Below are 8,004 nucleotides of genomic sequence, written 5' to 3' on the forward strand. Positions count from 1 at the left end.
CATCTGGACCTTGTATAACTTGTTTATTCTGGGAGGCGCTATTGCTGTGGCGGCCGAAGAGAAGCAGGTTCGGAGGAATCATCGTATTGATGTCGAAATTCCCGCAATGGTTCGCCTCCAAAGTGGCCATATGTTTCCGGCGACTTTGATCGATTTCTCCCTGGGAGGACTACGGGTCAAAACCGCGGACAATTCAGTTTTTGACGGACAGCCTGAAATAGAAGTGACCTTGCACCGTTCATCAGAGGAAATAACGTTTAAGTGCATGGTCATCTATCGAGACGAAGAATGCGTCGGCCTCAAGCTCAGTCCTCTCACAACTAAACGAGAAATAGATTTCGTTCAGTGCACGTTTGCCCGTGCTGATAACTGGCTGATTTGGAAAAAGCAATATCAACCAGATAGACCAATGAATAGTTTCAAAAGTGTACTGATGGTAGGCGTGAAAGGTTATGAAAAGCTGTTGGAAAATAGCCCGTCGATCATAAATAGAACCTACCTCTCTTTTAAGTCATTTATTGGGGCTTTACTTAGTTATCTGTCGTCATTTAGGCCAAGGTTTGTGCAGTTGAGGGATGATAAATGAAGCGACTAACCATCAAAATAATAACACTCCTCGTTGGTTTACAGCTCTTCTGTTTTACGACTTTAGTACAGTCGTCTGAGCCTGTTGCGGATATCAATAATAAGGATATTAGCTTTTCGCAACTGGGTATTAATGGTTCAATCAATATGTCCGGAAGCGAAAGTACTGCTTATCTAAGCTTTGGTTCACGGCTGGATGAAATCGTCTCGAAGGCGGTGTTAGAGTTTAGTTTTATTCCCTCTCCGGCGTTGCAGTCCGCTGTTTCCCATTTAAAAATCTTTTTGAATGAAGAGCTGATGGGGGTAGTTCCCATTAATGAGGGTGACCAGGGACAACGGGTGTCTGCCTCGATACCGTTAAATCCCAGGTTTATTAGTAACTTTAACCAGTTACGCTTTGAGCTTATAGGATCAATCAACAGTTCTTGTCGTGATCCGAATAGCCCGAGTATATGGGCAGAAATCAGTAAGGCAGGCACCATCAAGTTGCAAGTCCACAATGTTGTCTTGGCAACGGATCTCGCTTTGTTACCAGCGCCATTTTTTGATCAAAGAGACTTTTCGCATTTAACGCTTCCTTTTGTTTTTCCACCTCAACGTGACATTGACGGCTTAACCGCCGCAGGGGTGATGGCTTCTTACTTTGGCTCTCTGGCCAGCTGGCGTGGTGTCAATTTTCCTGTCTACTTTGATGACCTTCCTCAGCAACAAAATGCGATAGTCTTTGCAACGAATCAGCACCGCCCTTCATTTATCAAAGACCTGCCAGAAGTGAACGGCCCTGTGCTTCAACTTATTACACATCCCACCAACCGCTATCGGAAGTTATTGCTTGTACTGGGGCGTGACAGCCTTGACTTGAATACGGCTGTACGTGGTTTGGTTCTTGGAGACAGCTTGCTCTCTGGCCCTATAGCTCGAATCAATAATGTTACTGAGCTAAAGCCTCGCAAGCCCTATGATGCGCCAAACTGGGTGAGAACAGACAAGCCGGTGAGTTTTGCCGAGCTGGTTGAGGGGCCTTATCAGCTACAGCGTGAAGGACGGAGTGGTGCACCTATTAATGTGGAATTCCACTTACCACCGGATCTGTTTGCCTGGCAGTCGAGAGGCATACCGCTTGAGTTGGCCTACCGTTATTCCCCGCCGTTAGGGGGTGCTGAATCGCGAATGAGTTTTTCGGTAAACGGGCAGTTTGTCGAAGCGTTCAATCTATCGGACACGGGCAAACATGCCGCAAGTAATCCGATCAGAATACCGTTACTGGACGATACGCTAATCAGTGCGAATTCCACTTCTCGTATCCCGGCTTTTCGTATTGATAGCAGTAATACAATGCAGTTTGAGTTTAGCTTCATATCAGGAGCGGATGGAAACTGTCAGTCGGCACAACCCAGCCGTTACTACGCAGTGATGGACTCGGACTCCACGCTGGATTTCTCAGATTTTCCACATTACATAAAAATGCCCAATTTACGAGCATTTGCAAAATCAGGGTTTCCATATTCCAGAATGGCTGACTTATCGGAAACCGTCGTGGTCTTGAAGCAAAATCCGCCAGCACCTGAAGTAGCGCTGATGCTCGATACGATGGGGGCGATAGGAGCCAAAACAGGGTATCCGGCAATAAAGGTAGCCATGTTGGATCGTTGGGATCCTGAACAGTTGATTGACAAAGATATTCTGACTATTGGGCGACTATCGCCCCTGGCTGACAATGACGTTTCTCAAGAAGGCGCCAACCTGATTTTGGGGGAAATGACCAGGAAACTAGCCTTACCCGCGAGTAATAACAAGCTGGGTTGGGCGAGCTGGTTGCAGAGCAAGCCCGATGATTCAAATGTGTTAGGGACTGTTGATGTGACAGCTCGAGGCGCATTTGCAAGCATGGTTGCAATGGAGTCACCATTAACCAAGACGCGTAGCCTTATCTCGCTAGTGGCATCGCAACCAAATGATTTTGCCCTAATTGGTGATGCGCTGAATGACAGTGGCAAGTTAGATCATATGTTTGGTTCGGTTGTCACTATACAGGAAGGGCAAGTGGCGAGTTTCGAGGTCGGAAAGAGTTTTTATCTGGGACAGCTACCTGTAATGGATCTGGTTTGGTACCACTTCTCTTCCCATCCGGTATTGCTTGCCCTGTGCGTTGTATTCCTAATTGTCTCGCTCACCATAATCTTCTGGCGTGTATTGCGACGAATTTCTGCCGACAGACTGGCTGACGGAGGTAAGCAATGAAACAGCTAATTGCACTGCTAATTTGCGTTATGGTCAGCACTCAGGTAGTTGCCAAGCAATGTAATTGGCAACGCTGGGATACGTTCAAGAATACCTACATTCTTGCTGATGGCCGTGTGCTTGATGCATCAGACCCGAGGCAGATCACCACTTCTGAAGGGCAATCCTACGCATTGTTTTTTTCGTTGATTGCCAATGATCCTGAGACCTTTGAGTTACTTTTCAGGTGGACGCAAACACACTTGGCCAAGGGGGATTTGACGGCTCAACTTCCTTCCTGGTTGTGGGGAAAGGATGCACAGGGGACCTTTACTGTGCTTGATACTAATTCAGCTGCGGATTCAGATTTGTGGATAGCTTATACCCTGTATGAAGCAGGCCGGTTGTGGGGCAACTATTACTATCAGAGTGTCGCTTATTTCCTTGCCAGCAGGATCTTGCACGAGGAGACCGTCATGCTGAAACAAGGTGAGCGTTTCTTGCTCCCGGCTCCAAAAGGTTTTGTTATTGATGACCGCACTTACCGCCTCAACCCCAGCTATGTGCCTATTCAACTGATAGAAAAAATGGCGACATCTTTTCCTCATCAAGACTGGTCGTCACTCAGAAAGGGAAGTGAACGGCTTATCGTTGAATCGATGCCAAAAGGCTTTAGCCCTGACTGGATTGTTTACTCAGATAAAGGCTATACGCGAGACAAAAAAACTAAAGGGGAGGGGAGCTATAACGCAATTCGTACTTATTTATGGGCAGGTATGCTAGCCGATGATGATCCGTTTAAGCCTCAGGTTGTCGAGGTTATGAAGCCTATGGTCTCGGCAAATACACGAAAAGGGTTACCGCCGCAAACGGTAGATACGAGTAACGGATCTTATCGGGGCAAGGGGTCGGCTGGTTTTTCAGCTTCTATGTTGCCGTTGCTGGTGGCATCTGGCGAACGTGAACTTGCGAGTAGTCAGTATCAGACGGTGAAGGAGACGCTGCTTAGCGAGCAGAAAGATTACTACTACGATAACGTTCTGGCGCTTTTTGGTGAGGGATGGTTTGAAAACCTATACCGCTTCGAACGCGATGGCAGCTTGGTTACCTTTTGGGATACGCAATGTCAGTGATTTCGGTGCGCATGATAGCGAAAGTAAGTCTGTCTCTCTGTTGGCTCATTGTCGCCGGTTCTTCCTGGGCACTGAGTTCAGAGCAACGTGAGCAGGTCTATAATCTGTCGCCGTCGTTATTGCACCAGGTTCCCCAGCATCAGGCGATAGATTCAGTAGATTGGCTTCATGGCCAGATTGTTACCGCAGAATTGATGAATCGTGATGACATTGTCCAGAGTGCTCTCGAGAGACTCATGGCCGTTTCACCTAATGATATACAAGGACAAGCAGCACGTGCGCGCCTTAGTGCGCGAAAGAATGAGATCAAGCAGGCTGAGTTGATATTGAACCTGTTGCGAGTGCAATATTCCGGAACGAGTTCGGTGTTGTTACTTGAGTCATATTTATCCATTTATACCCATAAGCGGAATGAGTACAAACGACTTCAGTTGCTGGAAAAACTGGGGCGTACAGAAGAAGCCATTTCCGGTTACGATGCTCTGTTTCCGCATGGGATGCCAACATATCAACTTCGACTAGATTATCTTTCCTTGCTTGGTGAAGATGATAACAACTGGGAACGGGTCAAAGATCAGCTGGAGGAGATGAATTACCGATACCCGGATGTACCGGTTTTACAGCTCAGGCTTGCCAATCATCTCAGAAAGCGGGATTCTGCTAATCCCTGGATGCTGGCAACTGTTAAGAGGTTGGCAGCAAACCCACATGTCGGGGAACAGGCCGCGGATACATGGCTAAGGGCACTTGCAGATCTGCCTGTTGATGAAGTCTGGGCTCAGCAGCATGCGACTCTTGCCAGCTATTTCCCCTACAACTTTGCTATTCAACAGGCAAATATTGCTGCTCAGTCCCGCTGGAGACAGGAGCAAGAATGGCTAAAAGATCCGACCTATCTTGCCAAGCTAAAGGGAATCACTTTGGTGAAAACGGAGGACCCCTCCACCCTTCCTGAAGCTTACGAGCAACTTAGCTATGCAATGTCGACCCGGCCAAATGATCCTCAGTTACTAGAGGCTATGGGGAAGTATTATCTGCGTATAGGGGAATCTGAGCAGGCATTGTTGTATTTCAAACGGGCCGCATATTTTGATGATGACCCTGATAACGCCACAAAATACCAATCTCTTGTTCGAACGGCCCAGTACTGGACCTATATTGATCGTGGCGATCAGTTGGTTGAAGAGGGGGATACTCAACAAGGTAGGGAATGCTATTCAAAAGCGCAGATCCTCTTGCCAGACAACCCACAAAGTTATACCCGCCTGGCAAATCTTTCTCTTGCCGAGGGAGACTATTTAGCGGCAAGTGCCGGTTTTCGGAAGGCAAAGCAAAAGGATCCCTTGAATGCTGCAGCACTCAGAGGATTATTGGATACCTATGTGATTCAGCAGCAACCCGAAATTGCATTACAACAAGTGAGTTCGTTTACCCCAGAGCAGCAAGCCCTGGTACGCAAGGAAATTAATGCGCTTACGATAGAGCAATTGGCTTTGCGGCTTGAAGCCTATACGAGTAGCGAAAAAAGCCTGCACCTAGTACAGCAAACGCTCGATATGCTGGTGGAAGTTAACCCGAGCGATCCCTGGTTAAGAAAAGAAGTGGCTGATTTGCTGGTAGGGCATCATCAGCAAGTGCAGGCTGATCGCCTGATGGCGAACTGGGCTGCGAGCACTCCTGAACCGGAAATGGTATATGCCTATGGCCTGTATTTATCCCAGCAAGATCGGCTTGATGCCGCAATTGCTACGGTTTCGTCTATACCTGACGAAAATCGAACAGTCAGTATGCAGCTGACTCTGGAAAGGCTGAGACTCAAACAAGTGATTGCTCGGGCTACTGCCCTTTATGAGCAAGATCCTGACAAGGCGACCAGCTTGCTGCAGAGTTATCCTCGCCCCAAGCGGGTAGAGAGTCGGTTAACTCTGGCGTTTGCCTGGATACGAATGGGGGACCTTGGCAAGGCTCGCTTAATTCTGGGTGCCCCTGAGCTTTCAACCTTGAATAACAATATGTTCATTCGTTACGGAGAAGCCGTGGTAGACCTGGATGACAGGTTTCTCTTCGATAGCTGGCGCATAGCTGCACAAGACCGGAAATTTAACCAAGAGTTAAGGGCGAAATACTATCAGACTGTGGCCAACTACGAATTATACGGCGCCAAAGCCGATTACGCCGTAGGAAACATCAATAAAGCACACCAGACGTTTCAGTTTTTACTTAACTCTGAAGTGGCCAGCCAAGATGAGATAGCACTTCGTCTTGTTCGGACCAGTCATAAACTGGCTGATGAAAAAACCTTTAGCTTTGTTACGCAGCGCTTGATCCAGCGCCAGCCTCTTCTTTCTTATTCACAGCAACTTAAATTGGCTGAGGTACTTTACGAGACCGATAATAGTCAGGATGCGACTCTGATTCTGGCCAAGCTTAGTGAACGCAATGATGGGACGGTCATTGATAAGTGGGAATCGTTGAACATTGCGATGGAAAAACAGCAATGGGAAACTGCCGAAAAGCTGGCGTACCAGACTTTGTTGGCCGACAGGCAGGCGAAACATCCTGTCAAAAAGGATGAGCATGAGCTTACACTAGAAACTATGTATCTTGAAGCCGATGACTACTGGCTGACGCGTAGGGTGAAGGCAGATATTGATACCTTGAGAGCCAGGGAGGATGGTTATATCAAGCTCGGGATCGACTATGGCTTTCGCGAAGGTGAGAATCATGAGCTCAATGTGCCCTTGGAGGCCAAGATCCCCTTCTCTGAGTATGATGGCCATTTGGTCGTTAAGGTTGATTATGTTGAGATAGATTCTGGTGATCAAACCTTTTTTGATAGTGATGTTAGTTTTGACGATAAGCAGAGCGGCGCAGCCATCGGGATTGGTTGGGAAGCCAAAGACTGGCGGATCGATATCGGAACTACGCCTCTGAGTTTCCTCAATACCGGCGTAGTTGGTGGGGTCGAGAAGGTATTTGACATCGACCAGTTTACTTTTCGGGCTGCTTTGTCACGCCGCCCTGAAACCAGTACAACCGTGTCTTATTCGGGCATAAAAGCGGCCGTACCCCCGACGACGCCAACTGAGCAGGAGTGGGGAGGGGTGTTAAAAACGGGTATCAACCTTGGCCTGTCATGGGATGACGGCGGACCGTATGGTTATTGGTCGAGTGCGCAGTTCCACTACCTGGATGGAAAAAATACCGTAGACAATACCCGCTTTGCATTGATGGGGGGCGGCTACCGCAAGCTAATCGCCGAGGAAGATAAGCGTTTGAGTGCCGGTATCAGTGCGTTTTACATGAGTTATGATAAAAACTTGGGTGAGTTTGCCGTAGGGCATGGCGGATATTATAGTCCCCAGTCATATTTCTCGCTTTCGCTACCGGTCAGCTACTACGGCCGCTATCAAAATACCTGGGCCTATTCTGCTTATGCCTCGGTATCACATTCCTGGAGTGAACTCGATGCGCCGTACGGGTTTGACGGTAGTAAAGAAAGAGGTGGGGATTTTGGTTATTCCCTTCGGTTGGCGGCAGAAAAACGGGTAAGCTCAAAATGGTATGTCGGGGCGCTGATGGATGCGGAGCGTTCGGAGTTCTATGAGCCGAATCATTTTCAGCTGTATGTGAAATATACCTTTAATGAAGGCTGGCAACCGATAAAGACGCCACCTGAGCCGGTAGCTCTCTACGCGGATTATTATTAAACAGCTGGTTGAGCTTGGTATATGTCAATTAAGAAAAAAGCCTGCGCGAAGCAGGCTTTGTTAGGGCGTGTTCCGGTTATCGATTTTCCAGGCGATTATAGTCCAGCAGCCCGGCCTCAATCGGATAACTATCTCGATATATCTGATTCAGCTTGTCACTGAAAGACCAGAAGTCCTTACTTGTTCGGCGAACAGCATAATTGCCGAGTAGTTCGTGATAATCTTGTTCTGTACTCACTGTTTTAATCTGCTCTGCAAGTGCTGGAAGCTGTGACTCCTGTAGATACCAGAAGGCTCCGGGATAACTACCCAACAGGCCAGATACCAGTGTTACGTCGTCTTGCTCATACAGGCGG

Annotated in this window: 5 protein-coding genes; 4 read left to right on the forward strand and 1 reads right to left on the reverse strand. The window is 47.9% G+C overall.

Annotation, left to right across the window (positions count from 1 at the left end):
- The 4 genes from MHN01_RS09750 to MHN01_RS09765 all read left to right on the forward strand — a co-directional run.
- Positions 1 to 586 (forward strand): PilZ domain-containing protein (locus MHN01_RS09750; RefSeq protein WP_239411175.1); only part of this gene is annotated, 586 nt, incomplete at its 5' end.
- Complete coding sequence (gene bcsB / locus MHN01_RS09755) at positions 583 to 2,826, forward strand: cellulose biosynthesis cyclic di-GMP-binding regulatory protein BcsB (RefSeq protein ID WP_239411176.1); 2,244 nt, start codon at positions 583 to 585, stop codon at positions 2,824 to 2,826. The genes MHN01_RS09750 and bcsB, both read left to right, overlap by 4 nt.
- Positions 2,823 to 3,938, forward strand: a complete 1,116-nt coding sequence (gene bcsZ, locus MHN01_RS09760; protein WP_239411177.1) for a cellulose synthase complex periplasmic endoglucanase BcsZ — start codon at positions 2,823 to 2,825, stop codon at positions 3,936 to 3,938. The genes bcsB and bcsZ overlap by 4 nt, the downstream gene beginning before the upstream one ends.
- The gene (locus MHN01_RS09765; RefSeq protein WP_239411178.1) at positions 3,929 to 7,648 is read left to right on the forward strand and encodes a cellulose synthase subunit BcsC-related outer membrane protein; all 3,720 of its coding nucleotides are present in this window, start codon (positions 3,929 to 3,931) and stop codon (positions 7,646 to 7,648) included. The genes bcsZ and MHN01_RS09765 overlap by 10 nt, the downstream gene beginning before the upstream one ends.
- 76 nt (positions 7,649 to 7,724) lie before the next feature.
- Here MHN01_RS09765 and MHN01_RS09770 read toward each other — a convergent pair.
- Positions 7,725 to 8,004 (reverse strand): fatty acid cis/trans isomerase (locus MHN01_RS09770; RefSeq protein WP_239411179.1); only part of this gene is annotated, 280 nt, incomplete at its 5' end.

The sequence above is a fragment of the Photobacterium sp. OFAV2-7 genome, assembly GCF_022347985.1.
GTDB lineage: Bacteria > Pseudomonadota > Gammaproteobacteria > Enterobacterales > Vibrionaceae > Photobacterium.